Origin of the sequence: Aliarcobacter cryaerophilus ATCC 43158, from assembly GCF_003660105.1 — a bacterium.
In the GTDB taxonomy this organism is placed as follows: domain Bacteria; phylum Campylobacterota; class Campylobacteria; order Campylobacterales; family Arcobacteraceae; genus Aliarcobacter; species Aliarcobacter cryaerophilus.
This window is the reverse complement of record NZ_CP032823.1, coordinates 30,284-55,783: the sequence shown is the minus strand read 5'-3', so window position 1 is coordinate 55,783 and position 25,500 is coordinate 30,284. Positions and strand designations below refer to the sequence as shown.

The following is a 25,500-nucleotide window of genomic DNA, read 5'->3' as shown; positions in this document are numbered from 1 at the left end:
GCTATGAATAAAAATAAATTTAATTAAAAATATTTAAGAAAATTAAATAATGAAAGGCTAAATGAAAAACTATATTAATAATAAAATATTTACTTTTGTAGATTTATTTGCTGGTTGTGGTGGTTTATCAGAAGGTTTTCTACAATTAGGATTTGAAGGTTTATGTCACGTTGACATAGATGAAAAAGCGTGTGAAACACTATCAAATAGATTAAAATATTATGGTGGAGAATCTAGTCAAATAAAGAAAAAGGTATTAAATTATGATTTAACAAATCATAACAATATTGATAAAATTATAAAACTATTAGATGGAAAAGAAGTAGATATTCTTTTAGGTGGTCCGCCTTGTCAAGCATTTTCATCAGTAGGAAGGGCTCAAGACCCTAATTCAATGAAAAATGACAAGAGGAACTATTTATATAAACACTATATTGAATGTCTTACAAGAATCAAACCAAAAATATTTATTTTTGAAAATGTTACAGGACTATTAACTTCAAAACCAAATGGTTATAGAATTTTCCCAGAAATAATTAAAGAGTTTGAAAAGAATGGTTATGATGTTTATAATGATGAAGAAAGGATTGTATTAAATTCTGTTAATTATGGAGTTCCTCAATTAAGAAAAAGAGTTATTCTTATTGGTATAAAAAAAGAACTTAAGATTAAATCAAAAGATATATATAATTTAATAGAAAAAACACATTATGGACCTTGTGAAGAAGATACTAAGTTGTTAAAGTTTGTTACAGTTGAAGAGGCAATTTCTGATTTACCTAAATTATTTCCAGGGGAAGGAAAAGAAGAAGTTTCTTTTAAATCAAATAGTAATAATGATTATATTAAAATAATGCGAAAAGAAAATACAGATAAGTTGTATAATCATGTTGCAAGAAAACATAATGAAAAAGATAGAGAAAGATACAAACTTTTAAGTAAAAATAATTGGTTACTGAAAGATTTAGTTGACTTAAGACCTGATCTAGTTAATTATGATCCTGATCACTTTATTAATAAATATAAAGTTCAACGGTTTGATAAACCAAGTTTAACAATAGTTGCCCATTTATCTAAGGATGGTAATTTATTTATTCATCCAGATTCTAGTCAGGAAAGAACATTTACTGTTCGAGAAGCTGCTAGAATACAATCTTTTCCAGATGATTTTCAATTTATTGGTGCAAGGACTAATCAATATAAACAAGTGGGTAATGCAGTACCTCCTTTAATGTCAAAAGCAATAGCAAAAGCTATTAAAAAAACTTTAGGAATAATTAATGAGTGAAGCAAAAAAGATGTATTGGAATATTCCAAATGTTCAAGTTATGAATACAGATAATGTTTATAATATATATGATAAATTTATTTCAAAGGTTTTTGGTAAAGATTATGATGAATTAAAAGAAATATGTCCTATAGTTTTTGATAAAAAAGAAAATCCTAGCTATTTTGGACAAATTATAACGCTAATAAATTTCTTAGGTTTATTACAAACAAGAAAAGAAAATAATAAATATATTGTTGAGCAGAATGAGTTTTTAGAAAATAATATGAGTGATTCACAGTTTATTAATATATATCTAGATTATTCATTAGCATATTTTCAATATCCAAGATTTAATCAAAATGAAAATAAAAATATGGAAATTAGAAAACCTTATTTATTAATTTTATCTCTTTTATTAGAGTTAGAAAAGATAAATAAAGAAGAAGCTTATTTAACAAAAACAGAATTTTATGAATTATTTAAGGTCTCAAATAATTTTTTTAAATCATATAGAAATATAAATGTAGAATTAGCATTAAATATAATAGAACGAAGAAAAAACAATTTCTTAGATATACAAAAAATAAGAGTTTTAGCTTATGATATAACTTATTTAAGAAATTCTAGTCTTTTAACTTTTGAAAGTTCTGATTATACTATTGATGAAGATTTTGCATTTGGTTTATCAAAAGAGTATGGAGTTATTAGTAAAATCAAATGGTTATTGAGAGATGAAATTAGAGAAGATGTTTGTGTAATTAATGAGAATTTATCTGATAAAGAAAATGCAACTGAGTGGGCGAAATTCTTAAATAATCAGGAAAGATTTAATAAATGGAAAGAAAATGCTTTTATAAATGTTATTTATAACGAATTAGGAGAGTCTGGAAAGGAGACAGGAATAGAAAATGATTCTTCTGATGAAGAAATTTTTACTACACCTTTTAATCCTGACGAAATATCTATTCAAACAAAAGCTGTTGTTCTTGAAGGATTATTGAGAAGAATTAAAAAGAATGAAATAAACTTAAAACCTGCTTTTCAAAGAAAAACGGTTTGGGATATAGAAAGGAAAAGTAGATTGATAGAATCTATGATGTTAAATATTCCTTTACCAATGTTCTATGTTTCAAGTGATAAAAATAATAATTGGACGGTTGTTGATGGTTTACAAAGATTATCAACTATTAAAGAATTTATTTTAGGTAATAATGATAATAATAAAAACGAATATGATGGAAAAGGTTTTAAATTAAGAAAATTAGAATTTTGGAGAGATTTAGAAGGATTTAATATTCATGACAGTGAATTTCCTGGTAAACCTTATAATAACATAATGGAAACAGAATTAAGTTTTACAATTATTAATCCAGATACTCCAGAAGAAGTAAAAAGAAATATTTTTAAAAGAATTAATACAGGAGGAATGCCTTTAACTTCACAAGAAATTAGGCATGCTCTATATCAAGGTGATTCAACTATTTTATTAGAAGAATTGGTAGGGAATGAGTATTTTTTAAATGCAGTAGAGAAGATAGATGACACGAGGATGTCAGGTAGAGAATTAATTTTAAGATTTTTAAGTTTTTATCTTAGAGACCATGTTCATTATATTAAAGATTCAAGTATGGATAATCATCTAAGTACTACAATGAGAATTATTAATATTTTGAATAAATTATCTTTTGAGAAACTACAAGATGAATTTAAAAATGAAAAAAATCTAGATTTAAACAATTTATATATGTCTATTAAGAAAGTTAGTATAAAAGAAATAAAAAAAGATTTTGAACTTGCAATGATTAGAAATAAACAACTTTTTGGTTCCCACACTTTTAGGAAATCTTTTCCTGGAAAGAGAAGAACTTCAATTAATAAAACATTATTTGAAGTATTTAGTAATTTATTATTAAATTTAGATGAAAATAAATTTAGTACATTATTAAAACATAAAAATGAATTTTTATTAGAATATAAAGAAAAATTTCTTTTAACTACAGAATTTTCAAATATGATAGGAAGAGATTCTCATAAAATGTCATCCGTTAAGGTTAGATATTCAATATTATCTGAAATGATAAATAAATATACATAAAGGTAAAAAATGTACATTACACAGTTAAATCTAAAAGACTTTAAGTCTCATAGAGATGGTAAAATCAAATTTAAAAATATTACTTTATTAACAGGATTAAATGGAGCAGGTAAAAGTAGTATATTCCAATCTTTAAGAATGTTTTGGCAACTTTTATATTCTGGAGATTTAGTGTTAAATGAATATGGTGAATTGTCTACATTAAAGAATACTAATAGTAAAGAGAAGTCTTTTAATTTAGAATTGTTTTTTTCTGAAGAAAAATCATTAAATGTATCTGTAAATCTAGAAAATGACACTATTACTCATATTGGTTCAGAGGAATTTAAAAAAGAAAATATACATTTGATATATCTTAGTGCTAACAGATTGGGACCAACAGAATTTCAACATATAAGAAATAGTAGAACCTCATTATATAATAATGTAGGAGTTAATGGTGAATTTACTTTAGATATTTTGTCAAAATTTAGAGATGAGCTGTTACCTGATGAATTTAAAAAAGATATTGAAAAACAAAATACAATAATTAATCATGTAGAGAAATGGCTTCAAGAGATTTCTCCTAATGTTAAGCTTGAAACAGAATTGAATAAAAAAATGAATGTAGCATCATTTTCTATTAATGGATATACACCTTATAATGTAGGATTTGGGATAAGTTATACTTTATCAATTCTTGTTCAATTAATATATTCAATATATCTATTTGATAAACATAAAATTAAATCTCTAATATTAATAGAAAATCCTGAAGCTCACTTACATCCTAAAGGACAAACAAAATTAGCTGAGTTTATATCAAGAATAACTAATTTTGGCATTCAGGTTATTATTGAAACACATAGTGATTATATTTTGGATGGTTTAAGGTTATCTGTAAAAGATAAAAAAATTGGAAAAGATAAAACACAATTACATTATTTTGAACTTGATGAGATTTTAAATACAAAAGTTTTATCTCCTGAAATAGGAGAGGAAGGTCATTTAGATGAGTGGCCAGAAAATTTCTTCGATACATCTTTAAATAATAAAATGAGATTAATGTGAATTTATTAACTTTAAATACCTTGAGTAATGAGGATATTGATACAAAAGAAGAAGTAACTAGGTTACTTCTTGAAATGGCATTAAGTATAAAAAAATTTTTAAGTTATGATGAATATAAGTTAAGTCGTTTTTATACGGAAGAAAAAGATATATTAGAATTTGAAATTATTCAGAATTATAAGTTTAAAGATGCAATAAAATTATTAAAAAGAGAAGTGCTTGAGCCTTTTTCTCTTTTTTTATCAAGAAAATGTGATACTGACTGTTTAAATAAAATCACTGATGATGAACTGAAAAATATTCTAGATGGTGATTTATATTTTGAAGATGAGCCATATGATGGACAAAAGTATATCATACTTTCTTATTGTTTGGAAAAAAGGACTTTTTTATTAAGCTTTGGAAAAAATAGATGGACAAAGTATAAAGTTGTTGCAAATAAAGTAAAAGCAGATGGTAGTTCAGAAAAAGTTGTTTTAAATAATATTGCTAATAAAGAACATGTATTATCTCACTATAAAGATAAAATAATAGAACAATTGCCACAAGAAAATATTTTGTATTCAGATGAATTTAAAAAACTATATGCAACTGATTATTATGCAGATTCAAGAGAAAAAATTGTTGATAAGATAACAGAATCTATGAATAGTGAATTTAGGATCGATGGTTTTCTAGTTAAAGTAATTGATAGTGATATTTTGCAAATTAAAGTTGGCACAATGGGTGGTCTACAACAATCTGCTATAAGAATTTTATTTAAGAAAGAAGTTAATAAAGTTTATATTCTTCATATATTTACAAAGCAAGGAGAAAGCACTTATGATTATGTCCCTGAGGTTACTTTAGCCAGAACTAACTATACAAATTTGAGTAAGAATTGATTGTGAAATATAAATTTATTGATTTGTTTTGTGGTGCAGGAGGTTTTGCAAAAGGTTTTGAAATGGCTGGTTTTGAATGTGTAGGTGGAATTGATAATGTTAAAGCTGCTATTGATACTCATTCATTTAATTTCCCAAAATCGAAATCAATTTGTAGGGATATTAGAAAAATTGAACCTGAAGAGTTTCATGAAATAATTGGAAAAGGAAATAAAATTGATGTTATTATTGGAGGACCACCATGTCCTACATTCTCAACAATTGGACATGCAAAAATTCAATCAATTTCTAGAATGAAAGACAAAGATATCACAGATGATCCTAGGAATGAACTTTTTATGGATTATTTAAAGTATGTTAAATATTTTCAACCTGAAATTTTTGTAATGGAAAATGTTCCTAATTTTATGACTAAATACAAAGGAAAAACATTTGAAAGAGTTAAACAAATAATTGAAAATGATTTACCTGAATATGAAATAGTAAGTCCTACTCAAATATTAAATGCAGTTTTTTATGGTGTACCACAAGTAAGAAAAAGAATGATACTAGTTGCTTGTAAAAAAAATTTAACTTTTAAATATCCAACACCTACGCATTGGTATGATGAGTCGCTTAGCACAAAATCTACAAATACGTATGAAAAATCAAAGATTTTAAATAAAACTGGCTTACCCCTATATATAGATGTAAAAACAGCAATTTCTGATTTACCAATAATTACAGATAATTGGAGAATAGATGAATGTGAATATTCTTATAGTAATAAGTTACATCCTTATCAAAAATTAATGAGAAAAAACACTAAGAATACTGTACGAAATAATATATGTAGAATGTCTAATGATAGAGCAAAGAAAGTTTTTGAGTATATGAATCAAGGAGATATTTATATTGATTTACCTAAAGAAATAAGAAATATCTTACCTTTTCGAGAAGACATTTTTAAAGATAGACTTAAAAGGTTGGTAAATACTAATCCCTCATGGACAATCTTAGCCCATATTGGAATGGATGGTTATATGTATATTCATCCAGAAGAATTAAGAACCTTATCTGTTAGAGAAGCTGCTAGAATTCAATCTTTTCCAGATGATTTTGTATTTATTGGTGGACAAGGACAAACATATATCCAAGTAGGGAATGCTGTTCCTCCTTTAATGTCATTTGCTATTGCAAAAAATGTTAAAAAAGCTTTATCAAGATAATTAAGTTATAATGACTTATTATTTCAATTATATAATCAAATTTTTGTAAATATATTGAATTAATACTTATAGAATAAATATGATATTTATATTAATTCAATTATTAATTATATTGATAGTTTCTAAAACTTGCTTTTAGAACTCCAAAAAGATTTGAGAAAATCAAAACATTATCATCTATATATTTTTGTGAACTTTTTTCTAAATTACTATAATCTAAATAATCATAAGCAACACCTTCATATCTTTGTATTGCTTTTAAAAGTGGACTTTTAAAAATATCTGTTCTATATTTTTCTATTACATCACCTTTTTTTGTACCAAATAGTTTCTCTAATTGTGATATTGAAGCAGTTTTTAAAAACTCATTATAAGAGTTTACTATTTCAACTCTTTTATTAAAAAGCTCTGGAAATATAAAACTATCTTTATCAAAAATCTTTTTATCTCCACCACTAATTTTTGTCTCACTAGGAGAAAATAAAATTTTCATATATATCCTTATATTAATTACTTATAAAATTTTGTATTTTTTTATAATCTAAAATTTTGATATAGCCTTTTTCATTCTCTATAATATTCTCTTTTTTTAGTTTTGCTAGTTGTCTTGAAAAAGTCTCTGGAGTAATATTTAAGATTTGAGCTATTTTTACCTGTTTTAGAGTTTTAAGAAGTTCTTCATTTTCATACAAAAATTTTGCAATCTTTTCCATACTGTTTAAGCTTACATTATAATCTATGAAATTTTGTAAAAACTTTATCTTTTTTGTTAATGATTTTATAAAAAACATTGAAATCTCTGGTTTTTGCAAAAACTCCTCTTTAAACTTTTTATAATCTATTAAAATAACTTCTGCATCAGTATCAAAAGAACAATTTGCTAAAAAATCCATCTCTTCATAATTCATAATTTCAGCAATAAGTGCAGGACCAATGAGATTATGAATTACAACTTCATTGTCTTTAAAATCGTGAGTATATAACTTTGCAATTCCAGAAACTAAAAGATGAAGATATTTTGACTCATCACCTTTGTAGAATAAAATTTCATCTTTTTTGTATGTTTTTTTAATAGATATATCTTTTAATTTATCTAAATCCTTCTCTTCTAAAAAATTAAAATATTTATAATCCCCATATTTATTCATTTTCTCTCCTTCTTGACGCCTATCAATTATCTATTAATTATTGTATGCAAATATTATATAAAGTAAAATTAAAGATATAAAATGACGCATGAAAAATACAAAATTGAGATAGATGTACTCAAAAAATTTTATGAACTTTATTGTAAAGATAAGCATGAAGGCAAAAAAAATATTCTTATTAAACTTTATTATAAAGAGAAAGAATTCAATTTAGAACTTAATCTTTGCAGTAAATGTTTTGAAGATATAAAATACTCTTTTGATAGATTGCAAGGCTGTCCTCATGAGATTAAACCACGTTGTAGAAGATGTCCATCTCCATGTTATGAAAAATCTAAATGGAAAGAAACAGCAAGAGTTATGAAATATTCAGCTATAAAACTCTCCCTTGGAAAAATCAAATCAAGAGTTATGAATCTTTTTAATTAATCTACCAAATAATAGATTCTTTATTTAAAGATTTTAAAATATCATTTGTTTGTGAGAAGTGTTTACAACCAAAAAATCCTCTATATGAACTTAGTGGGCTTGGATGAACTGATGTTAATATGTGGTGCTTATTTTTATCAATTAAACTACTTTTTTTAATTGCGGGTGTTCCCCAAAGTAAAAAAATTATATTTTCACAGTTTTGACTAATATATTTAATTATATTATCTGTAAAAACTTCCCAGCCTAAATTTTTATGACTAGCCGCTTTTGCTTCTTCAACTGTTAAAACACTGTTTAAAAGTAAAACACCCTGCTTCGCCCAAGAAGTTAAATCCCCATCAATACAAATTGATGGCTTTTGTAAATCATCATTTATCTCTTTTAATATATTTTGCATAGATGGTGGATTTTTTATATTTGATGGTGTTGAAAATGCCAAACCTTGAGCCTGTCCAGCTCCATGATAGGGGTCTTGTCCTAAGATTACAACTTTTAGATTATCAATCTTTGTTAGAGAAAATGCTTTAAAAATATTCTCTTTTTCTGGAAAAACTGTTGTTGTCTCATATCTTTTATTTATCTCTTTTTCTAAAGATTTATAATAATCTTTTTGTTTTTCTAAATCAATTACATCAAGCCAATCCATTTATTATCCTAAATTTAAAAATAAAAAAAGCTAAGGTTATAAAAACCTTAGCTTTTAAATTGATATTTATCAAAAATTATAAAACTGGTGATTTTATAACCATCATTTTTTCAACACTCATATCATGCATAGAGTGAGGAATTCCACCCATTCCTAATCCTGATACTTTTGCTCCACCAAATGGCATCCAATCAACTCTAAATGCTGTATGATCATTTACCATAACTGCAGTTGCATTTAATCTTTTTACAGTTTTTAAAGCTTTATCAATATTTTTTGTAAATACTGCTGCTTGGAATGAAACATCTAGTTGGTTTGCTCTATCAATTGCTTCATCTAAATCTTTATAAGAATAGATACAAACAACTGGTCCGAATACCTCTTTTGTAGATATTAAAGCATCTTCTGCTGGATTTAAAATAACTGTTGGTTCAAAACAAGATGCTCCAATTCTTTTACCACCTGTTAAAATTTTTCCACCTTTAGCAACTGCTTCATTAACCCACTCTTCGATTCTATCAACTTCACCATTATTAATTAAAGGTCCAACTTCAGTTTTTGGGTCTAATTGATTTCCAACTATTAGTTTTGAAGCAGCAGTTGCAAGCTTAGAAGCTACTTCTTCACAAATTGACTCTTGAACAAATACTCTTTGAACAGATACACAAACTTGTCCAGCATGGTAGAAACCACCTTTAGCAAGAGCTGGAATCATATCTTCTATATCAGCATCAGCTTCAACAATAACAGGAGCAACTCCACCATGTTCTAAAACAACTCTTGTTCCATCACTAGCTTTTGAGTTTAAGTACCAACCAACACTTCCTGAACCAATAAATGTTAGAAATGCAGTTTTTGGACTAGTTGCTAGTAATTCTCCACCTTTTCTATCGCAAACAACAGATTGAGCCCAACCATTTGGAAGACCAGCTTCTTTTAAAATCTCTACAAGTTTTACTGCACTCATAGGAGTTTGTGTTGCTGGTCTAATAATTACTGGACAACCAGCTGCAATAGCAGGGATTACTTGGTGAACAGCAAGATTAAATGGGTGATTAAATGCAGAAATTGCAGCAACTACACCAATTGGTTCTTTAAATGTATAAGCTAATCTATTTGCACTTGTATTTGTGTGCCCCATTGCAACTTCTTTACCTTCAAATACACTTAAATGCTCAATAGCTATTTTAATACCATTTATTGCTCTTAAAATTTCAACTTTAGAGTCAATATAAGGTTTTCCACCTTCACTTGCACAAAGAATTGTAAGCTCTTCAACTTGAGAACTCATAATTTTCATAACATTTTCTAAAATCTCAACTCTTTTATATTTTGGTAACCATCCATCTTTGTTTACAAAAGTTTTATGTGCTAAATCAATTGCAGCTTCAACTTCTTCGTAAGTATTAAAATTTACACTTCCTACTACTTTTCCATCAAATGGTGATGTAACATCTATTTTGCTCATATTTTTCCTTTATATATATTTTAAGATTAAAAAAAGGGGCTTTAAATCTAAAGCCCCTTTTTGAAAGTATGATTTATATCATACAAGTTTTTTGTGGTAATAACTCATTTAAGATTGAGTGGTTTAAAGAGTAATCAACTGCAAGGTCAATTAAGTGAAGACCTTTTGAGTTAACACACTCTTTTAAAGTTTTTTCAAAATCTTCTACTGAAGTTGGTCTATAACCTTTTGCTCCATAAGACTCTGCATATTTAACAAAATCAGGATTTCCAAGATCAAGTCCAAATGACTCAAATCCCATACCTGTTTGTTTCCATTTAATCATTCCGTATGCATTATCATTTAGGATAATTACAGTCATATCAATACCTAATCTGATTGCAGTTTCCATCTCTTGTGAATTCATCATAAATCCACCATCTCCACAAACAGCAACAACTTTTTTATCTGGATTAATCATTTTTGCCATCATTCCAGAAGGAAGTCCTGCACCCATAGTTGCAAGTGCATTATCAAGTAAAAGTGTATTTGGTTTTGCACATCTATAATTTCTTGCAAACCAGATTTTATAAACACCATTATCTAAAGTTACTATATCTTCAGCAGCTAAAGTTTGTCTAATAGATCTTACAGCTCTTTGAGGTAAAATTGGGAATCTATTATCACCAAAATATTTTGATAATCTTGTTCTAATTTCATCTGCTAATCTTGTATAATAATCAAAATCCCAGTGAGGTTGAACAGTTATTTTATCAGTGAATTTTTTGATATTTCCAGCAATATCACCAATAACGTCCATTTGTGGGAAATATGTATCATCTACTTCACTTGGGAAGAAGTTTACATGCATAACTTTTGTTGCACCCTCTTTATTTGACATAAAAAATGGTGGTTTTTCAATAACATCATGTCCAACATTGATAATTAAGTCAGCTCTCTCAATTGCACAGTGAACAAAGTCATCTTTTGATAATGCAGCAGCACTTAAACACATTGGGTGGTTTTCATCAACAACACCTTTACCCATTTGAGTAGAGAAAAATGCCATTCCAGTTTTGTTAACAAAATCTGTTAATGTATTTCCAATTCTTGTTCTGTTAGCACCTGCTCCAATTAATAAAAGTGGTCTTTTTGCTTTTTCAATCATAGCAACTGCTTCAGCAATAACCTCATCAACTGCAACTGGATATTTTACATTATGTACTGGATAAATAGTTGTATCTGCATCTACTTTCTCTTCAGCAATATCTTCAGGTAATTCAATATGAACAGCTCCTGGTCTTTCAGTAGTAGCTATTTTAAATGCATCTCTTACAACAGAAGGGATATTATTTGCATTTACAATTTGTTTTGCAAATTTAGTCATTGGTCTCATCATTCTTACGATATCAATGATTTGGAATCTTCCTTGTTTTGATTTTTTAATTGGTTTTTGACCAGTAATCATCATCATTGGCATTCCACCAAGTTGTGCATAAGCTGCACTTGTAGCAAAGTTAGTTGCACCTGGGCCAAGAGTTGCTAAACAAACTCCAACTTTTCCTGTTAATCTTCCATAAGTTGCGGCCATAAATCCTGCACCTTGCTCATGTCTTGTTAAAATAAGTTTGATATTTGATTTTCTCATAGCTTCCAAGAAATCTAAGTTTTCTTCACCTGGAACACCAAAAATGTACTCAACACCTTCGTTTTCTAATGCTTTTATAAATAAATCTGATGCATTCATCTTTCTTTCACTCCGTTTTGATTAATAGTTTTAAAATAAATCTCATAGCTAATTTTAAATATAAAAAATATTATATTTTTTCATACTTAATAAACAAATGATATTATAACCATATTAAAACTATTCTTTATATAATATTAACTATATTTACACATCTTATAACTTTATATTAACAAAAAGTTACACTTTAGATAAAAGGAGAATTTATAGAATGAAAAAAACAGTTATATTTGACCTTGATGGAACACTTTTGGACTCGATTGAAGATATAGCATCTAGTATGAATAAGGTGCTAGAAAGCTTAAAACTTCCAATTCATAAAATTGAAGATTATAAATATTTTGTTGGTGGAGGAGTTGATATTTTAGTTGAAAATGCTTTAAAGAATGAATCAAAAGAGATAAAAGATGAAGTAATAAAAAGATTTAAAGTAGAGTATGATGGAAAACTACACTCAAAAACTATACCTTATGATGGTATTTATGATTTATTAGATGAATTAAAAAAATTAGATATAAATTTAGCAGTTTTATCAAATAAACCTCATGAATTTACAGTTTCATATGTAAACCATTTTTTTAAAAATTATGATTTTAAAGAGATTCATGGACAAAAAGAAGATGTTCCAAAAAAACCAGACCCCAAAGCTGCTCTTGATATTGTAAAATGTTTTAATAGCTCTTGCGAAAAAAGCTATTTTATAGGAGATACAAAAATAGATATGCAAACAGCAAAAAGTGCAAATATGACTGCAATTGGTGTTTTATGGGGATTTAGAGATGAAAAAGAGTTAAGAGATTTTGGAGCTGATTTTATAGTTTCAAATCCTATTGAGATTTTAAAAATCCTTAAATAAATCTTGACAAGCATATTTTTTGATACTATAATAGTTTAACAAAATTTCAAGGAGTTATAAAATGTCAAAAGTAATTAAACAGTTAAAACAAATTCAAGCAGATGCACATGCTTTATATATAAAAGTTCATAATTATCATTGGAATGTAAAAGGTATGGATTTTCACCCAGTTCATTCTTATACAGAAGGGCTTTATAATGAAATGTCAGTTCTTTTCGATGATATGGCAGAAAGAACAATTATCTTAGGTGATAAACCATATTTAACTATTGAAGAGTTAAGTAAAGCTACAAAAATTGAGACTGAAAAAGGTGATAGCTTTAAATCAAGAGAAATAGTAGAAAAAATAACTGCTGATTTTGAATACCTTTTAAAATCTTTCAAAAAACTAAGTATTGCTGCTAGTGAAGAAGATGATAAAGGAACTGAAGCATTTGCAGATGAAAAAGTTGCAAAACTTGAAAAAGATTTATGGATGTTAAGCAGTATGCAAAAATAGGCATAGCCTATAAAATCTATAAAAGAGGATTTTTATCCTCTTTTAACTACAATTTTACTATCAATTTTTTAATTTCTAATCTTTAAAATCAAAAAAATTTATAATATTTTACAAATGAGTTTTTATGCGAAAATCTATTAATCATCTATATTTAATTATTCTTATATCTATTTTATCTTCAGTAGCGCCTATGGGAATAGATACATATTTACCATCAATCCCAGAAATTGCAAAATATTTTGACGTAAATATTCACAAAGTTGAATTATCTTTATCTATATTTTTAATAGGATTTGCTATAGGACAAATTTTTGGAGGTCCAATTTCTGATAGATATGGAAGAAGGATTGGTTCTATTGTTGGACTTTTAGGATATGCTCTTTTTAGTTTCTTAATAATCTTTAGTTCATCTATTTATGAATTATGGATTTATAGATTTTTAGAAGCATTTTTTGGTGGAATTACAGTTGTAAATGCAACTGCTGCTGTAAGAGATAGATTTAGCGGACAAGAAGCAGCAAAAGTTTTTTCACTTATTGGAATGGTTAGAAGTTTAGCTCCTCTTTTGGCTCCTGTATTTGGTGCTGTTATAATTCACTTTTTCCCATGGGAAGGTATTTTTATCTTTTTAACAATCTATGCTTTACTTGTTGCATTTTTTATTTATAAAGATTTACCAGAAAGTTTTACATATACAAAACAAAATATTATTGAATCATACAAACTTGTTTTAACTCATAAAAAAGCCATGAAAGCTATGTTGGTACTTGCTATTAGCTTTGGTGCTTTTTTTATTATTATTGCAAAAACATCGTATATTTATATTGAATATTTTGGTATAAAAACAGACTATTTTCCACTATTTTTTGGTATAAATTTTATTATTTTAATAGCTATGATAAATGTAAATGTTAAACTTCTTAAACATTATGAAGCTAAAAATATTGCAAAATATGCAACATTAATTCAATTTTGTGTTGGTATTATATTTTTATTAATTCACAAAGATATGAACTTGATTTTTACAGTTATTATAATAGCTTCATATATGAGTATGATGGCATTCATTTTTGGAAATTGTATGTCTTTAGCTATTGAGCATTTTTCAAAAAATGCAGGAGTTGCTAGTGGAGTTATTGGTGTTTTACAATTTGGATTAGGTGCAATAATATCTTCTATTGCTCTAAATTTTGATAACAATGGATTTTTTGTGATAGCTTTTAGTATCACTTTTTTATCAATTATCAGCTTTTTAATTATTAGAAGTTATAAATAGTTGATTTTTTCAACTATTTATTTTATTCTAAAACTAATCCACTTTTTTTAAGAGAGTTTACTAGAATATCACTATTTTGACTTGGTAAATCTAAGATTATAATATTTGATTTATGAGTAATTTTTAGCTTTGTTGCACTATATTTTTTCATATTTTCTATTAGATTTTTTAAATCATCTTTAGTAAGCTCTTTTTTTAAACTTTTTAGCCCTATAAAAGAGTAACCATCTTTTGAACTTTTATTTATTCCCATTCTAGGTTTTTTTGGTTGGTTTAATATCTTTATTTCTTGATTATCTTCTATTTTGATGTCCAAATTCGAACTTAAAATATCACAAAAACTCTCAATTGTAAACTCTTTTATAAACTCTTTAAAGTTGTTACTTTTTTCTCTATTTCCAAAATCTCTATATACGCTAGCTATTACTCTTGCGGTTTTTATAATTTGAGAACTACTTATTTGAGCTACAACCTTATCCAAAATCTTTAAATCAAAAACTATTTTATCTTTGTTATTTTTAAAAGCATTAAAACTAACATCTGGGGTAAATCCAGCATCACAACCTTCACGATAACCACTTATTGCAAATTGCAATTTGTTTGGAAGATTAAAGAAATTTTTATTCTCTACAAAGCTCTCATTTAATTTTTTTGCTAACTCTTCTACATCAAAGATTTGTGTAGTATCTAGACCATTTACAGGACATGTCAAAACTTTTTTTATGCTATGACTTGACTCAAAAAAGCTAGATAGTTCGACTTTATTTAAAATATTAAAAATCTCTGGAATATCTCTTAACTTTATATCTTCAAACTCTATTTTTTGACCATCTTTGAAAGATATTTTTAATAGTGAAAAAATCTCTAAAATATTTAATATTGACTCTAGTTGAGATAAATTTAGCTCTCCTAGATTTAGAGGGATTTTAAGAGAAAAACTTGTTTGTTTTTCATCTTTTGCATAAATTCCATGCCACTTAAATCTCTCTAAATCATTTTGGGATATTTTTTCTCCAAAAACAGCATAATAAAATAGTGAAGCCAAAATATCTTCACTAGTTATATCTTTTTTTAATTTTTCAATATTTATATTTATTGACATTTTAACTCCATTAAAAAATCTCTTTGCACTCCCAGTGCGGAAAATGTTTTCTCACAAGTGAATTAAACTCAATCTCAAAAGCACTATAAGAGCTATCTTTTTTGCTTTGATCGCTTGATTTTGCTCTAATCATTCCAGCACCAACAGTATTATTTGTAACTCTATCTATTATTATAAAGCTTCCCATTGTTTTTATTTTATCATAAGTGTCGTATGCAATTATTTGCTCTAAATCAAGTTTAGCTCTTGCAATCTCATTTAAATTTAAAGTATTTGTTGCACTTCTTTCAAGAGTGTTTACATCAGTTTTATAATAAAATTGACTAATAGTTCCAACTGTTGTACTTGTTGCTCTTTTAATAAAATATTGTTTTCCTTTTATTAAAGGATCTTCACTAAGCCATACAACATCTACATCAAAATTATTTGCCTCATCTGCTTGTTCATCACTTTTTACAATAACATCACCACGACTAATATCTATCTCATCTTCAAGTGTCAAAGTAACTGCTTGTTGTGCATAAGCATAAGGAATATTTCCTTCATAAGTTACAATTTCTTTTATTTTTGAACTTTTTTTAGAAGGTAAAACTGTAATTTCATCACCAACTTTTATAACTCCACTAGCAATAGTTCCACAAAAACCTCTAAAATCAAGATTAGCTCTATTTACATATTGAACTGGGAATCTAAAATGAGTTAAATCTCTATCACTATCAATTTGTACATTTTCTAAATGTTCTATTAATGTTTCACCTTTATACCAAGGAGATTTTGAACTTCTTTCAACTACATTATCTCCATTTAAAGCAGATAATGGAATTAAAGTTATATTACTTGAAAGCCCCAGCTCTTTTGCAAATTTAAGATAATCCTCTTTAATTTTATCAAAAACATCTTCTCTAAAATCCATTAAGTCCATTTTATTAACTGCTACAACAATATGTTTAATTCCTAGTAACTTATTTATAAAAGAGTGTCTTTTTGTTTGAGTTTGAACTCCATATCTTGCATCTATTAGAATAATCGCTAAATTTGCAGTACTAGCTCCCGTTGCCATATTTCTTGTATATTGTTCATGACCTGGAGTATCAGCAATAATAAACTTTCTTTTTGGAGTTGTAAAGTATCTATATGCAACATCAATAGTAATACCTTGCTCTCTTTCACTTTGAAGCCCATCTACTAGAAGAGATAAATCAAACTCATTGTCTGTACTATTATTTTTTTTACTATCTTTTTTTATACTTTCAAGCTGATCTTCAAAAATACCTTTACTATCGTGAAGTAATCTTCCAATTAAAGTAGATTTTCCATCATCAACATTTCCACAAGTTATAAATCTAAGAAGTTGTTTATTCTCATGCTCTTTTAAATAAGCTTTTATATCATCTATTTTTTCCATTTTAAAAATACCCTTCTATTTTTTTCTTCTCCATAGACCCAGCGCTATCATTGTCTATAACTCTTCCTTGTCTCTCACTTGTTCGGCTTAGAAGCATCTCTTTTATTATCTCTTCAAGAGTTTGAGCTGTTGAATTTACAGCTCCAGTTAGGGGATAACATCCTAAAGTTCTAAATCTAACCATCTCCTGTTTTATAACATCATCTTTTTCTATTGGCATTCTGTCATCATCAACCATTATTTTTACACCATCTTTTTCAACAATAGGTCTTGAAGCAGCAAAATATAGTGGAACTATTGGAATTTGCTCTAAATAGATATATTGCCAAATATCAAGCTCCGTCCAGTTTGAAAGTGGAAAAACTCTAATACTCTCATCTTTATGAACTCTTGCATTATAAATATTCCAAAGTTCTGGTCTTTGGTTTTTTGGATCCCATCTGTGATTTTTATCTCTAAATGAATATATTCTCTCTTTTGCACGAGATTTTTCTTCATCTCTTCTAGCTCCTCCAAAAACAGCATCAAACTTATATTTGTTAAGTGCTTGTTTTAGTCCTTGAGTTTTCATAATATCTGTGTGAATAGCTGAACCATGAGTAAAAGGGCTAATATTCATCTCCAAACCTTGTGGATTTGTGTGAACCAAAAGTTCAAATCCTTCCTCTTTTGCTCTTTTATCTCTAAACTCTATCATCTCTTTAAATTTCCATAAAGTATCCACATGCAAAAGTGGAAATGGTAATTTTGCAGGTGCAAAAGCTTTTAGAGCTAAATGCAACATAACTGCTGAATCTTTTCCAACACTATACATCATTACAGGATTATCAAACTCTGCAACAACCTCTCTAATAATATGTATTGATTCAGCTTCTAGCTGCTTTAAATGTGTTAATTGTTTTGTATCTAACATTTAATTCTTATCCTTTTGTTCGTTTAATTAAGAAATTTAGACTATTTCTTATGAAGTCCACACTCTTTATGTTCTGGATTTTCCCACCACCATCGACCTGCTCTTATATCTTCACCATCTTTTATAGCTCTAGTACATGGTTCACAACCAATACTAGGGAAACCGAGATCATGAAGTTTATTATATGGAACTTTATTCTCTTTTATATAATTCCAAACATCATCTTCACTCCAATTTATAAGTGGATTTAGTTTTATAACTTTAAAATTTTCATCCCACTCAACTATTGGAATATTTTCTCTTGTAATACTTTGAGATGCTCTAAGACCTGTAATCCAAATCTCAACATCTTTTAAAGCTCTTTTTAATGGCTCTATTTTTCTTATATTACAGCAATTTTTTCTATTTTCAATACTTTCAAAGTGACCATTTACACCTTGAGTTTTATATAAATTTTCTACATTTTCATATTTTGGAAAAATAACTTCTAACTTTACACCATATTTTATATTTGTTGCATCCATAACTTTATAAGTTTCACTATGTAATCTTCCAGTATCTAGAGTGAATACTCTACTATTTCTATTTACTTTAAATATCATATCTGTCAATACTTGATCTTCTGCACCTAAACTTGAACTTAAAGCTACATTATTATGATTTTCCAATATATATTTGATTAAATCACTTGTATTTAAAGATAGGATTTTATCTTCAATATCTTTTACTTTTTCTAAACTCATAAGCTGCCTTAAATTTGATAGTCGTTTTCTGTTGGTTTTACTGTACCAAATTTTATTCTATTCCAAGCTCTTTCATGAAAATAGTATAAAATCATCTTTGTAATAACTTCAATTGTCCCAATCGAAGCCGCCATAACTAAATTCCCTGTTACAAAATAAGATACTATAATAGTATCAAGTGTTCCAACCGTTCGCCAAGATATTGCTTTTGCGACCGATCTATATGGTTTTTCGTGCATATATTTCCTAAAAAAGTCTATATAGAAGAATTATTCTTCTATATAGTCATATAAACCAGAGCTTAAATATCTCTCACCTGTATCACAAAGAATCGTTACTATTGTTTTACCTTTATTTTCTGGCCTTGAAGCAACTATTTTTGCTGCTAATGTATTTGCTCCTGAAGATACTCCTACTAAAAGTCCTTCTGTTTTTGCTAACTCTCTTGAGCTTTCAATTGCATCATCATTTGCTATTTTTATAATCTCATCATAAACTTTTGTATTTAATACATCTGGTACAAATCCTGCTCCAATTCCTTGAATCTTATGTGGTCCTGGGTTACCACCACTTAACACTGGCGATGCTTCTGGCTCAACTGCAATTATTTTTATATTTGGGTTATGAGCTTTTAAAACTTCACCTACACCTGTTAAAGTTCCACCTGTTCCAACACCAGCTATAAAAATATCAATTTTTCCATCTGTATCTTTTAAAATCTCTTGAGCTGTTGTCTCTCTATGAATTGCTGGATTAGAAGCATTTTGAAACTGTTGTAAGATAATTGAATTTGGAGTTTCATCTTTTATCTCATTAGCTTTTTCAATAGCACCCTTCATTCCTTTTTCAGCAGGAGTAAGAACTAATTTAGCACCTAAAGCTTGAAGAAGTCTTCTTCTTTCAACACTCATTGAAGCTGGCATTACAAGCACAAGTTTTAATCCTAAAGCTGCACTAACACTTGCAAGTGCAATTCCAGTATTTCCACTTGTTGGTTCTATTAAAGTTGATTCTTTATTTATAAGACCATCTTTAAGAGCAACTTTTATCATATTTGTTCCAATTCTATCTTTTACACTTGAGCTTGGATTCATAAATTCACATTTACCTAAAACTGTAGCTCCACTTATATTACTTGCATCTTGTAGTTTTACTAATGGAGTATTTCCTACTAATTCTGTTACATTATTTGCATATTTCATATTATATTCCTTTCATATTGTTCCCGTATTAAAGAGAACCTAATTTTAATATTTGTCTACTTTTTATAGTGCGGATTAAAATCCACTAAAAAATAGCAAAAACCTAAAGGGCTTTTAAAACAAAGCCTTACTTAAATGTTATAATGTAAAAACTCATTATATTTTCCCTCATATTTATCTAAATCAGCCAAAGTCAAATCAAAAATTCTTTTTGTTTTCTCTTTTGACTCTTCAAAAAATAGATTTAAAATCGGGTTATCAACCTTTGAATCAACAATCTTTATATCATCTTCAAGGGCGATTAAAATATCAACTATTTTTATATCTTTTGCACTTTTTGCCAAAAGGTATCCACCTCTAGCTCCTCTTGTGCTTATTAGTAAATCAGCACGTCTAAGTTTACTTAAAAGTTGCTCCAAATAGTTTTGAGGAATTGAAGCATTTGCTGAAATATCCTTTATTTGCATGGGAGTATCATCTTTATGTTTGCTTAACTCATAAATAGCAGCCAAACCATACACCCCCTTTGTTGAAATCAATGGCATATCAAACTACTTGTTTAATGCTTGATTTAAATCTTCAATTAAATCAGCACTATCTTCAAGCCCGATAGATAATCTAATTGTTACAGGAGTAACTCCAGCTTTTAGCAAATCCTCTTCATTCATTTGAGAGTGAGTTGTAGAAGCTGGATGAACAATTAAAGATTTACTATCTCCAATATTTACAACAATACTAAATAATTTTGCACTATCAATAACTTTTTTAGCCTCTTCAAAATTACTTACTTCAAAAGATATAAGACCACTTGCAAGTCCATTTTTAAAATATTTTTGCGCTTTATCATAATATTTATCACCTTTTAATCCTGGGTAACTAACTTTTTTTACTTTTGGATGTGATTGTAAAAACTCAGCAACTTTTAAAGCATTATTAGAGTGTTTTTCAACTCTCAAACTTAAAGTCTCTAAGCTTTGAATTAAAAGCCATGAGTTAAATGGTGCAGGAGTTGCTCCAATATCTCTTAAAAGCGATAATCTAGCTCTTAAACAAAAGTTTGGAAGCGGAACATCTGTATAAACAAGTCCATGATACGAAGCATCAGGAGTTGTAAAGTGAGGATATCTTGCACTATTTTGTTTAAAGAATTCTGCTAAATTATCTCTTTCAACTATAACTCCACCTAAAGCTGTACCGTTTCCACTTGTATATTTACTTGTAGAGTGAAGAGATATATCAACACCCCAAGAGATAGGATTAAATAAACTAGCAGTTGCAACAGTATTGTCACAAATAGTTATAATTCCATATTTTTTTGCTACTTCAACTATTTTTTCAATATTTGGAATTGCAATTTGCGGATTTGATAATGATTCAAAAAATATACCTTTTGTTTTATCATCAACTAAACTCTCTAAATCACTAGCATCATCACTTTTAAAAGTTTTTACACTAATTCCAAATCTTTTTAGAGTAAAATGAAACAACGTTACACTTCCACCATAAAGCTTATCAGAGATTAAAATATTATCTCCAGCTTCTGCAATATTTGCAATTGAGTAAAAAACAGCACTTGCGCCACTTGCAGTTACTAAAGCAGCAGCACCATTTTCAAGTTGAGCATATCTTTGTTCTAAAATATCGTTTGTAGGATTATTTAGTCTTGTATAAATTGGTCCTAACTCTTTTAGTGCAAATAAATTTGCTGCATGTTCTGCATCTCTAAAAGCATAAGCTGTTGTTTGAGAAATAGGAATTGCCATCTCACCATTTCCACTTTTTTTGTCATAACCTGCATGAATTGCAATTGTATCTTTTTGCATTTTTTATCCTTTTCAAATTAATCAAGTTTAAATATGTTGGAATTATAATATTTTTTTTTTACAATGTCAAGCTTTTTAATCAAATTTATATGATTATAGTATTTATAGGCTTTCTGAATTATCTGGAGTAATTTAATCAACTACTTAAGTATTTTTTTGTTAGAATACTATAAAATAAGAACTAAGAAGATAAATTGATAGAAAAATATAACATTTTCGATGAACTTCCCGTAGATAAAAATGAAGAGAAATTTTTTCAGATTTTTCAAAATGATAAGATAAAAATAGAAAAAATTGTATCAAATGGACAAAAATCTCCAGATAATTTTTGGTATAAGCAAGAAAAAAATGAGTATATTTTGCTTCTTGAAGGTTTTGCAATACTTGAATTTGAAGATTTTGAAGTAGAGCTTTTTAAAGGCGATTGTTTAAATATAAAAGCTTTTCAAAAGCATAGAGTAAAGTTTACAAGCCAAGATGAACCAACTATTTGGTTTGCAGTTTTTTATTAAAGGAAAATTTTGAAAATAGCAATTATAGGCGGTGGAGCTGCTGGAATAATGGCAAGCATAACTGCTAAAAGATTAAATAAAAATATAGAGATTGATATTTTTGATGCAAATAAAAGTATCGGAAAAAAAATACTTGCAAGTGGAAATGGAAGATGTAATATCTCAAATACTACAATTACTTCAAAAAACTATTTAGGTGAGAATCCTACTTTTGTAGATTTTGCTTTAAAAGAGTTTGATTTTAAAACATTTGAGAAATTTTGTAAAACTATTGGGCTATTGCTTGATATTAAAGAGAGTGGAAAGGTTTACCCTCTTTCAAATGAAGCAAAATCTGTAACAAATCTTTTTTCTATTGCTTTAGATGAGTTAAATGTAAATATTCTTTATGAACAAATTGTTCAAAAAGTAGAAAAACAAAATGATAAATTTGTCATTTATGCAAATGATAAAGAGTTCAAATCTTACGATAAGGTTTTAATCTCAAGCGGATTAGCAGCGGCTCCACAACTAAACTCAACTGAAATTGGTCTACAAATCGCTTCAAGTTTTGGACATTCTTTTAATCCTACATATCCGAGTCTTGTTGGACTTCAAACAAAAGATACTTATAAAGGAAAACTTCAAGGAGTAAAAAAAGAGTGTAGTGTGAGTTTATATATAAATGGAAATTTTGAGCAAGATATTTTTGGAGATGTTTTATTTACAGCTTATGGAGTATCTGGTTTTGCTATTTTAGATATTTCTCAAAGAGCTGTTTTGGCTTTGAGTAAATTCTATGATGTAGAGCTTAGAATTAATTTTTTTCCAAAAACTGCAGTAAATGATTTAGCAAATCAAATACAAACTCTGTTTAAAAATTTACCAAACCAAAAAGCAGTTGATATTTTAACTGGTCTTGTTTCAAATAAAATAGCTCCAATACTTTTAGAGATTTGCAAAATTGATTTAAATACAAAAGCCCATGAGATAAACACAAAACAGATAAAATCACTTGCTCATCAGCTAAACTCATGGAGATTAAAAGTAATAGATACTCAAGGTTTTTCTCATGCAGAAGCTAGTGGTGGAGGAATAAGAACTCTTGAAATAGATAATAAAACATATGAAAGCAAAATTGTAAAAAACCTATTTTTTGCTGGAGAGGTTTTGGATATTGTTGGCAATAGAGGAGGATACAATCTTCACTTTGCATGGGCAAGTGGTTATTTGGCTGGGAAAAGTTTATCAAATATTTAATCGAACATTTTATATAGATAAATGAATTAAAGCAAATTTATAAATAAATATAGATAAAATTCCCAAATTAATTATTTATAAGGGAAAGTTATGTTTAAAAACTTATCAACAAAGACAAAATTGGCTTTGTTTCCAGCTATTTTTATAATAGCTACAATTGTAACAGCTATCATATATAGCTCATCTATCAGTTTTGTACAAGATAGAATTAAAATATCTTCACAAACTACTCTTTTAATTGATGAGCTTTTAAAAGGGAGAATCACTATCTACCAATTTATGCTAAATCCAACACAAAATGGAAAAGATGCAATAGATAAACAGTGGGCAAAGCTAATAGATGAAACACTTACATTAAAAGAGCTTTTTGTATCAAAAGAGAATAAAGATTTGTGTGATATTGTAGTAAAAGATCTCAAAGATTATTTAGCAGGTGTTGAAGTTCTTGCTAAACACTCTTTTTCAACAAACAAAGAAGAGACAAGAGCAGAGTTTGGCGAAACTATGAAAAATATTATTAAAATAGTTCAAAATGTTGAAAAAAACTATGAGCAGATGAATAGTAGAAATGCAGATATAAGAGATGATGCTATTACTAAACTTACAACAAATCTATCTTTAGTTGCAGTTTTTGCTATAGGAATTTTTATTTTTATATCTATCATGATTTCAAATAGCATAGCTGGTTCTTTAAAAAATTTCAAAGATGGACTTTTGAGCTTCTTTAGCTTCTTAAATAGAAAATCAGATGATGTAACAATACTTGATGCTAGTTCTAAAGATGAGTTTGGTGATATGGCTAAACTTATAAATGAAAATATAGATATAGTTCAAGATACGATAGAAAAAGATAACGAACTAATAGATGAAGCAAAAAAAGTTATGCTGCGAGTTCGAAATGGTTGGTATTCTCAATCAATAGATAAATCTACTCCAAATGCTTCTCTTGAAGAGTTTAAAAATGAGTTAAATGAGATGATAATTCATACAAAAGATAGATTCCAACATATAAATGAAGTTTTAGCTTCTTACTCAACTTATGATTATAGACCTGTTTTAAAACTTGGAGATGAGGATGAAGAAGGTGGTGTTCTTGAAAAAATGATAAATGGAATAAATGCACTTCAAATAGCTGTTGTTACTATGCTAAAAGATAGTTTAGCAAATGGTATAAAACTTGAAAACTCTTCAAAAAGTTTAATAAATAATGTAAATACTCTAAATCAAAGCTCAAACGAAGCAGCTGCAAGTCTTGAAGAGACAGCTGCTGCTTTAGAAGAGATTACAAGTACAGTTACAAGCAATTCTAACAATGTTATTCAGATGTCAGGATACTCAAATGAAGTAAGTAATTCAGCCAAAAAAGGGCAAGAGATGGCAAGAAATACTGCTGTTGCTATGGATGAAATTACAAAGCAAGTAACAAATATAAATGAAGCAATAGCAGTAATTGACCAAATTGCATTCCAAACAAATATTCTTTCACTAAATGCTGCAGTTGAAGCTGCAACTGCGGGAGAAGCAGGAAAAGGTTTTGCTGTTGTTGCTGGAGAGGTTAGAAATTTGGCAAGTAGAAGTGCTGAAGCTGCAAAAGAGATTAAGAATATTGTAGAAATGGCAACTTCAAAAGCACAAGAGGGAAAAAATATCTCTGATTTGATGATAAAAGATTATGAAGAGCTTTTAAGTAATATTGAAAAATCATCGCAAATGATAAATGAGATTTCAAATGCAAGTAAAGAGCAACAAGCAGGAATTTCTCAAATCAACGATACAGTTACAATGCTTGACCAAAAAACTCAACAAAATGCAATTATTGCTTCAAAAACTCAAGATATAGCAAATGAAACAGACACTATTTCAAAAAATATTGTAGATGATGTTTTAGAAAAAAGATTTTTAGGTAAAGATAAAATAGTTGAAGAGACTAGAAAAAAAGTTATAGTTTAGAAAGAAGTATTGACTTGTATCAATAAAATATAGAATTAGTGTTTATTAATTTA

General features: G+C 27.8%; 25 protein-coding genes. 12 read left to right on the top strand and 13 right to left on the bottom strand.

The window, feature by feature from the left end; genetic code table 11:
* The first annotated feature begins 61 nt into the window (after positions 1–61).
* From ACRYA_RS00235 to ACRYA_RS00215, 5 genes are read left to right on the top strand one after another with little or no spacing between them, the layout of a single operon-like run.
* Positions 62–1,288, top strand: a complete 1,227-nt coding sequence (locus tag ACRYA_RS00235) for a DNA cytosine methyltransferase (RefSeq protein ID WP_105917789.1) — start codon at positions 62–64, stop codon at positions 1,286–1,288.
* A complete protein-coding gene (locus ACRYA_RS00230) occupies positions 1,281–3,365 on the top strand; it encodes a DUF262 domain-containing protein (protein ID WP_207796774.1) in 2,085 nt (694 codons plus the stop codon). Before ACRYA_RS00235 ends, ACRYA_RS00230 begins: the two co-directional genes overlap by 8 nt.
* Before the next feature lie 9 nt (positions 3,366–3,374).
* A complete protein-coding gene (locus ACRYA_RS00225; protein ID WP_105917790.1) occupies positions 3,375–4,415 on the top strand; it encodes an AAA family ATPase in 1,041 nt (346 codons plus the stop codon).
* Positions 4,412–5,299, top strand: coding sequence for a type II toxin-antitoxin system RelE/ParE family toxin (locus tag ACRYA_RS00220; RefSeq protein ID WP_105917791.1), 888 nt, complete (start codon positions 4,412–4,414; stop codon positions 5,297–5,299). The genes ACRYA_RS00225 and ACRYA_RS00220 overlap by 4 nt, the downstream gene beginning before the upstream one ends.
* A gap of 2 nt (positions 5,300–5,301) precedes the next feature.
* The gene (locus tag ACRYA_RS00215) at positions 5,302–6,507 is read left to right on the top strand and encodes a DNA cytosine methyltransferase (protein WP_165786101.1); all 1,206 of its coding nucleotides are present in this window, start codon (positions 5,302–5,304) and stop codon (positions 6,505–6,507) included.
* 103 nt (positions 6,508–6,610) lie between these two features.
* Here the strand turns inward: ACRYA_RS00215 and yaaA are convergent, their stop codons facing one another.
* Together yaaA and ACRYA_RS00205 are read right to left on the bottom strand one after the other, a co-directional pair.
* Positions 6,611–7,000: a peroxide stress protein YaaA gene (yaaA, locus tag ACRYA_RS00210; protein ID WP_105917793.1), complete on the bottom strand. Its 390-nt coding sequence runs from the start codon at positions 6,998–7,000 to the stop codon at positions 6,611–6,613.
* Between the two features lie 13 nt (positions 7,001–7,013).
* On the bottom strand, positions 7,014–7,655 hold the full coding sequence (locus tag ACRYA_RS00205) for a Crp/Fnr family transcriptional regulator (protein ID WP_105917794.1): 642 nt from the start codon (positions 7,653–7,655) through the stop codon (positions 7,014–7,016).
* An 81-nt stretch (positions 7,656–7,736) separates the two neighbouring features.
* Here ACRYA_RS00205 and ACRYA_RS00200 point away from each other — a divergent pair, with 81 nt between their 5' ends.
* Positions 7,737–8,084 (top strand): nitrous oxide-stimulated promoter family protein, encoded by a 348-nt coding sequence (locus ACRYA_RS00200; RefSeq protein ID WP_105917795.1) that lies wholly within the window; start codon positions 7,737–7,739, stop codon positions 8,082–8,084.
* A 1-nt stretch (position 8,085) separates the two neighbouring features.
* Here the strand turns inward: ACRYA_RS00200 and ung are convergent, their stop codons facing one another.
* From ung to ACRYA_RS00185, 3 genes are all read right to left on the bottom strand, one after another.
* Positions 8,086–8,733, bottom strand: coding sequence for a uracil-DNA glycosylase (gene ung, locus ACRYA_RS00195; protein WP_105917796.1), 648 nt, complete (start codon positions 8,731–8,733; stop codon positions 8,086–8,088).
* 76 nt (positions 8,734–8,809) lie between these two features.
* Positions 8,810–10,201: an aldehyde dehydrogenase family protein gene (locus tag ACRYA_RS00190; RefSeq protein WP_105917797.1), complete on the bottom strand. Its 1,392-nt coding sequence runs from the start codon at positions 10,199–10,201 to the stop codon at positions 8,810–8,812.
* A gap of 73 nt (positions 10,202–10,274) precedes the next feature.
* Positions 10,275–11,927, bottom strand: coding sequence for an acetolactate synthase large subunit (locus ACRYA_RS00185; protein WP_105917798.1), 1,653 nt, complete (start codon positions 11,925–11,927; stop codon positions 10,275–10,277).
* A gap of 211 nt (positions 11,928–12,138) precedes the next feature.
* Here ACRYA_RS00185 and ACRYA_RS00180 point away from each other — a divergent pair, with 211 nt between their 5' ends.
* The 3 genes from ACRYA_RS00180 to ACRYA_RS00170 all read left to right on the top strand — a co-directional run bounded on the left by ACRYA_RS00180 (position 12,139) and on the right by ACRYA_RS00170 (position 14,558).
* On the top strand, positions 12,139–12,783 hold the full coding sequence (locus ACRYA_RS00180) for an HAD family hydrolase (protein WP_228199751.1): 645 nt from the start codon (positions 12,139–12,141) through the stop codon (positions 12,781–12,783).
* Positions 12,784–12,844: 61 nt separating this feature from the next.
* The gene (locus ACRYA_RS00175; RefSeq protein WP_105917800.1) at positions 12,845–13,282 is read left to right on the top strand and encodes a Dps family protein; all 438 of its coding nucleotides are present in this window, start codon (positions 12,845–12,847) and stop codon (positions 13,280–13,282) included.
* A 124-nt stretch (positions 13,283–13,406) separates the two neighbouring features.
* A complete protein-coding gene (locus ACRYA_RS00170) occupies positions 13,407–14,558 on the top strand; it encodes a multidrug effflux MFS transporter (RefSeq protein WP_105917801.1) in 1,152 nt (383 codons plus the stop codon).
* A gap of 22 nt (positions 14,559–14,580) precedes the next feature.
* On the opposite strand, the gene ACRYA_RS00165 is transcribed toward ACRYA_RS00170, so the two are convergent.
* From ACRYA_RS00165 to ACRYA_RS00130, 8 genes are all read right to left on the bottom strand, one after another.
* Positions 14,581–15,660 (bottom strand): sulfite reductase, encoded by a 1,080-nt coding sequence (locus ACRYA_RS00165; protein WP_105917802.1) that lies wholly within the window; start codon positions 15,658–15,660, stop codon positions 14,581–14,583.
* Positions 15,661–15,670: 10 nt separating this feature from the next.
* A complete protein-coding gene (gene cysN, locus ACRYA_RS00160) occupies positions 15,671–17,065 on the bottom strand; it encodes a sulfate adenylyltransferase subunit CysN (RefSeq protein ID WP_105917803.1) in 1,395 nt (464 codons plus the stop codon).
* Position 17,066: 1 nt separating this feature from the next.
* A complete protein-coding gene (gene cysD, locus ACRYA_RS00155) occupies positions 17,067–17,978 on the bottom strand; it encodes a sulfate adenylyltransferase subunit CysD (RefSeq protein WP_105917804.1) in 912 nt (303 codons plus the stop codon).
* A 41-nt stretch (positions 17,979–18,019) separates the two neighbouring features.
* Positions 18,020–18,721, bottom strand: coding sequence for a phosphoadenylyl-sulfate reductase (locus ACRYA_RS00150; protein WP_105917805.1), 702 nt, complete (start codon positions 18,719–18,721; stop codon positions 18,020–18,022).
* A gap of 8 nt (positions 18,722–18,729) precedes the next feature.
* Complete coding sequence (locus tag ACRYA_RS00145) at positions 18,730–18,960, bottom strand: DUF2061 domain-containing protein (protein WP_105914120.1); 231 nt, start codon at positions 18,958–18,960, stop codon at positions 18,730–18,732.
* 30 nt (positions 18,961–18,990) lie between these two features.
* On the bottom strand, positions 18,991–19,923 hold the full coding sequence (gene cysK / locus ACRYA_RS00140; RefSeq protein WP_105917806.1) for a cysteine synthase A: 933 nt from the start codon (positions 19,921–19,923) through the stop codon (positions 18,991–18,993).
* A gap of 131 nt (positions 19,924–20,054) precedes the next feature.
* A complete protein-coding gene (locus tag ACRYA_RS00135; RefSeq protein ID WP_105917807.1) occupies positions 20,055–20,468 on the bottom strand; it encodes an RrF2 family transcriptional regulator in 414 nt (137 codons plus the stop codon).
* 6 nt (positions 20,469–20,474) lie between these two features.
* Entirely contained in the window at positions 20,475–21,746 is a 1,272-nt protein-coding gene (locus ACRYA_RS00130; RefSeq protein WP_105917808.1) for an O-acetylhomoserine aminocarboxypropyltransferase/cysteine synthase family protein, read from the bottom strand.
* A 194-nt stretch (positions 21,747–21,940) separates the two neighbouring features.
* Between ACRYA_RS00130 and ACRYA_RS00125 the strand changes: the two genes are divergently transcribed.
* From ACRYA_RS00125 to ACRYA_RS00115, 3 genes are all read left to right on the top strand, one after another.
* On the top strand, positions 21,941–22,258 hold the full coding sequence (locus ACRYA_RS00125) for a cupin domain-containing protein (protein WP_105917809.1): 318 nt from the start codon (positions 21,941–21,943) through the stop codon (positions 22,256–22,258).
* A gap of 9 nt (positions 22,259–22,267) precedes the next feature.
* Complete coding sequence (locus ACRYA_RS00120; RefSeq protein ID WP_105917810.1) at positions 22,268–23,497, top strand: BaiN/RdsA family NAD(P)/FAD-dependent oxidoreductase; 1,230 nt, start codon at positions 22,268–22,270, stop codon at positions 23,495–23,497.
* A gap of 90 nt (positions 23,498–23,587) precedes the next feature.
* The gene (locus ACRYA_RS00115) at positions 23,588–25,447 is read left to right on the top strand and encodes a methyl-accepting chemotaxis protein (RefSeq protein ID WP_105917811.1); all 1,860 of its coding nucleotides are present in this window, start codon (positions 23,588–23,590) and stop codon (positions 25,445–25,447) included.
* The last annotated feature ends 53 nt before the right edge of the window (positions 25,448–25,500 follow it).

What these genes read in the sequence shown, in the direction of transcription:
- ACRYA_RS00235 (WP_105917789.1), top strand. Translation starts at nt 62, where the DNA reads ATGAAAAACTATATTAATAATAAAATATTTACTTTTGTAGATTTATTT.
- ACRYA_RS00230 (WP_207796774.1), top strand. Translation starts at nt 1,281, where the DNA reads ATGAGTGAAGCAAAAAAGATGTATTGGAATATTCCAAATGTTCAAGTT.
- ACRYA_RS00225 (WP_105917790.1), top strand. Translation starts at nt 3,375, where the DNA reads ATGTACATTACACAGTTAAATCTAAAAGACTTTAAGTCTCATAGAGAT.
- yaaA (WP_105917793.1), bottom strand. Translation starts at nt 7,000, where the DNA reads ATGAAAATTTTATTTTCTCCTAGTGAGACAAAAATTAGTGGTGGAGAT.
- ACRYA_RS00205 (WP_105917794.1), bottom strand. Translation starts at nt 7,655, where the DNA reads ATGAATAAATATGGGGATTATAAATATTTTAATTTTTTAGAAGAGAAG.
- ACRYA_RS00200 (WP_105917795.1), top strand. Translation starts at nt 7,737, where the DNA reads ATGACGCATGAAAAATACAAAATTGAGATAGATGTACTCAAAAAATTT.
- ung (WP_105917796.1), bottom strand. Translation starts at nt 8,733, where the DNA reads ATGGATTGGCTTGATGTAATTGATTTAGAAAAACAAAAAGATTATTAT.
- ACRYA_RS00190 (WP_105917797.1), bottom strand. Translation starts at nt 10,201, where the DNA reads ATGAGCAAAATAGATGTTACATCACCATTTGATGGAAAAGTAGTAGGA.
- ACRYA_RS00185 (WP_105917798.1), bottom strand. Translation starts at nt 11,927, where the DNA reads ATGAATGCATCAGATTTATTTATAAAAGCATTAGAAAACGAAGGTGTT.
- ACRYA_RS00180 (WP_228199751.1), top strand. Translation starts at nt 12,139, where the DNA reads ATGAAAAAAACAGTTATATTTGACCTTGATGGAACACTTTTGGACTCG.
- ACRYA_RS00175 (WP_105917800.1), top strand. Translation starts at nt 12,845, where the DNA reads ATGTCAAAAGTAATTAAACAGTTAAAACAAATTCAAGCAGATGCACAT.
- ACRYA_RS00170 (WP_105917801.1), top strand. Translation starts at nt 13,407, where the DNA reads ATGCGAAAATCTATTAATCATCTATATTTAATTATTCTTATATCTATT.
- ACRYA_RS00165 (WP_105917802.1), bottom strand. Translation starts at nt 15,660, where the DNA reads ATGTCAATAAATATAAATATTGAAAAATTAAAAAAAGATATAACTAGT.
- cysN (WP_105917803.1), bottom strand. Translation starts at nt 17,065, where the DNA reads ATGGAAAAAATAGATGATATAAAAGCTTATTTAAAAGAGCATGAGAAT.
- cysD (WP_105917804.1), bottom strand. Translation starts at nt 17,978, where the DNA reads ATGTTAGATACAAAACAATTAACACATTTAAAGCAGCTAGAAGCTGAA.
- ACRYA_RS00150 (WP_105917805.1), bottom strand. Translation starts at nt 18,721, where the DNA reads ATGAGTTTAGAAAAAGTAAAAGATATTGAAGATAAAATCCTATCTTTA.
- ACRYA_RS00145 (WP_105914120.1), bottom strand. Translation starts at nt 18,960, where the DNA reads ATGCACGAAAAACCATATAGATCGGTCGCAAAAGCAATATCTTGGCGA.
- cysK (WP_105917806.1), bottom strand. Translation starts at nt 19,923, where the DNA reads ATGAAATATGCAAATAATGTAACAGAATTAGTAGGAAATACTCCATTA.
- ACRYA_RS00135 (WP_105917807.1), bottom strand. Translation starts at nt 20,468, where the DNA reads ATGCCATTGATTTCAACAAAGGGGGTGTATGGTTTGGCTGCTATTTAT.
- ACRYA_RS00130 (WP_105917808.1), bottom strand. Translation starts at nt 21,746, where the DNA reads ATGCAAAAAGATACAATTGCAATTCATGCAGGTTATGACAAAAAAAGT.
- ACRYA_RS00115 (WP_105917811.1), top strand. Translation starts at nt 23,588, where the DNA reads ATGTTTAAAAACTTATCAACAAAGACAAAATTGGCTTTGTTTCCAGCT.